The 1,825-nt window shown below is 61.4% G+C and carries 3 protein-coding genes; 1 reads left to right on the forward strand and 2 read right to left on the reverse strand.

What is annotated here, in order from left to right:
• Window positions 1-216: 216 nt before the first annotated feature.
• Window positions 217-1,215, forward strand: coding sequence for a D-alanine--D-alanine ligase family protein (locus BQ8482_RS30545; RefSeq protein ID WP_123150992.1), 999 nt, complete (start codon window positions 217-219; stop codon window positions 1,213-1,215).
• Window positions 1,216-1,385: 170 nt separating this feature from the next.
• On the opposite strand, the gene BQ8482_RS38465 is transcribed toward BQ8482_RS30545, so the two are convergent.
• Complete coding sequence (locus BQ8482_RS38465; protein WP_165848780.1) at window positions 1,386-1,541, reverse strand: hypothetical protein; 156 nt, start codon at window positions 1,539-1,541, stop codon at window positions 1,386-1,388.
• Window positions 1,538-1,825: hypothetical protein (locus BQ8482_RS38790; RefSeq protein WP_208867893.1), on the reverse strand; the 288-nt coding region annotated here is incomplete at its 5' end. The genes BQ8482_RS38465 and BQ8482_RS38790, both read right to left, overlap by 4 nt.

A 1,825-nucleotide genomic window follows, 5' to 3' on the forward strand; every position in this document is an offset into this window, starting at 1 on the left:
GCCGCTGTCATTTTCCCAGCAGCGGCTTTGGTTTCTATCGCGTCTAGGGGCCGGCAGCGAGGTACCTCGATTTCCGCCTGTTGAAGGAAGCAGACCCGCTCGCCGCTTGAGCGGTCGTGCCACGGCAGGGCGCGGGGTCCAGACGAGCTGTTCCTCTCGATCAATCAAATCCGAGCGTATGAATGTGATAGCGAGCAAACACCCGGGGAGTATGTCATGCGGGTAGCAGTCGTGTTGAACCATGATCGTACGGGCGTGATCAACCGGTTAGGCCAGTTGTGTCCGGAGGAATACGGCGGCGAGACGGCTGAAAGCGTGGTGGCGGCACTGCAGGAGGGTGGCCACGAGGCGCTGCTGTGCGAAGGCGACAAAGGACTGTTCGGTACGCTCGAGCGGTTCATGCAGCCCGATTCGCAACCCCGCCCCTCGGGGATGGTCTTCAACATGGCGTCCGGAATTCAGGGCGAGTGCTGTTCCACCCACGTTCCGGCCATGCTCGAAATGGCCGGCGTGCCGTACACCGGATCAGGCCCGCTCGGGTGTGGATTGGCGTCCGACAAGGTCATCACCAAAAGGCTCATTCGCGATGGCGGCGTGCTGACGCCGAACTTTCGCGTGATGCGTTGCGGCACCGAGAGTACCGGCGACTTGCGATTCCCAGTAGTAGTGAAGCCGCGTTCTGAATCCATGAGTTTCGGATTGCAGCTCGTACATGAGCCCGCGCAGTTGAGGCAAGCCGTAGAAGTAATCGTCACGCAGTATGCGCAGGATGCGCTCGTGGAAGAATACATCGAGGGACGAGAATTCTGGGTCGCGCTGCTGGGCAACGGAGAGCTCCAGGTGTTGCCTCCAGTGGAGCAGGACTTCGGCGAGCGCGAAACGCGTTTTCTCACTTGGGAAGACAAGATGCACATGGGAGTCGCGGCGCCGCAGGGGATTTGCCCGGCGCAAATTGGGAGCAACCTTGCGACGATGCTGCGGGATATTTCGGTTGCGACCTTCCGTGCCTGCCACTGCCGGGATTACGCCCGCATCGACTTCCGGGTCGACCGCTCGGGCAAGCCCTTTGTGCTGGAGATCAACTCCATGCCGGGGCTCGGCATGACCGGTGCTTATGTCTTGGCTGCGACGACCGCCGGATACAGCTTCTCTAGCTTGGTCAATCGCATCCTCCAGATCGCTCACACGCGGTACTTCGGAATCGGCATCCCCTAGGCCGAACACGCGTCGAATCGCGACCGGATTTTTCCGCCCTAGCGGACCGCTAGGCTGTCACTCTGCCGCTTACATTGATTCGCGACCTGAACATGCGGAAGTGAGCAACCGGCTACATGCGCAATATTTCTGACCGACGACATGGGGCAACAACACACTTCTGGTCTTGTTCAGGGTTGTTGTGAGTGGTTTTGGGCTTTCGCAGGCGGTCCGTGCGGGGTGAGGATGCCCAGCGGCATCGGGCCGTAGCAGACGCTCCAATTGCCGTCGGCGTCCTCGCTGAGACCGACCGGGTCACCCAGCATGTTGGTAACCGGTATGATCATGACGGTGCCATCTGATCCCCCGCTTGAGATGCGAGATTTCCGGCGTATGGTGCGACCATCCGGGACAGGGGCACCGGGAGCACGCCAAGTGCGGGCAGGCCGATGTATTCGATGAGCTGCGAGCTCGCGTTAGTCCGCCGCGAGCGGCACGCCGGCTGGGTAAGGCGCATGACCCGGGCGGTGCAGCGCCGGCATTGCCGTCGGAAGCGCATGACGAGCTTTCGAAAGCATTGGCTCGGATCGGCGAACTGGAGCGTCTCGTCGGACAGCAGGCGGCCGACCTC

The sequence above is a fragment of the Mesorhizobium delmotii genome (genome assembly GCF_900149755.1).
Classification (GTDB): Bacteria; Pseudomonadota; Alphaproteobacteria; order Rhizobiales; family Rhizobiaceae; genus Mesorhizobium; species Mesorhizobium delmotii.

Bases quoted from the DNA above. Each gene is read 5' to 3' on its own strand.
- BQ8482_RS30545 (WP_123150992.1), top strand. From the start codon at position 217: ATGCGGGTAGCAGTCGTGTTGAACCATGATCGTACGGGCGTGATCAAC.
- BQ8482_RS38465 (WP_165848780.1), bottom strand. From the start codon at position 1,541: ATGATCATACCGGTTACCAACATGCTGGGTGACCCGGTCGGTCTCAGC.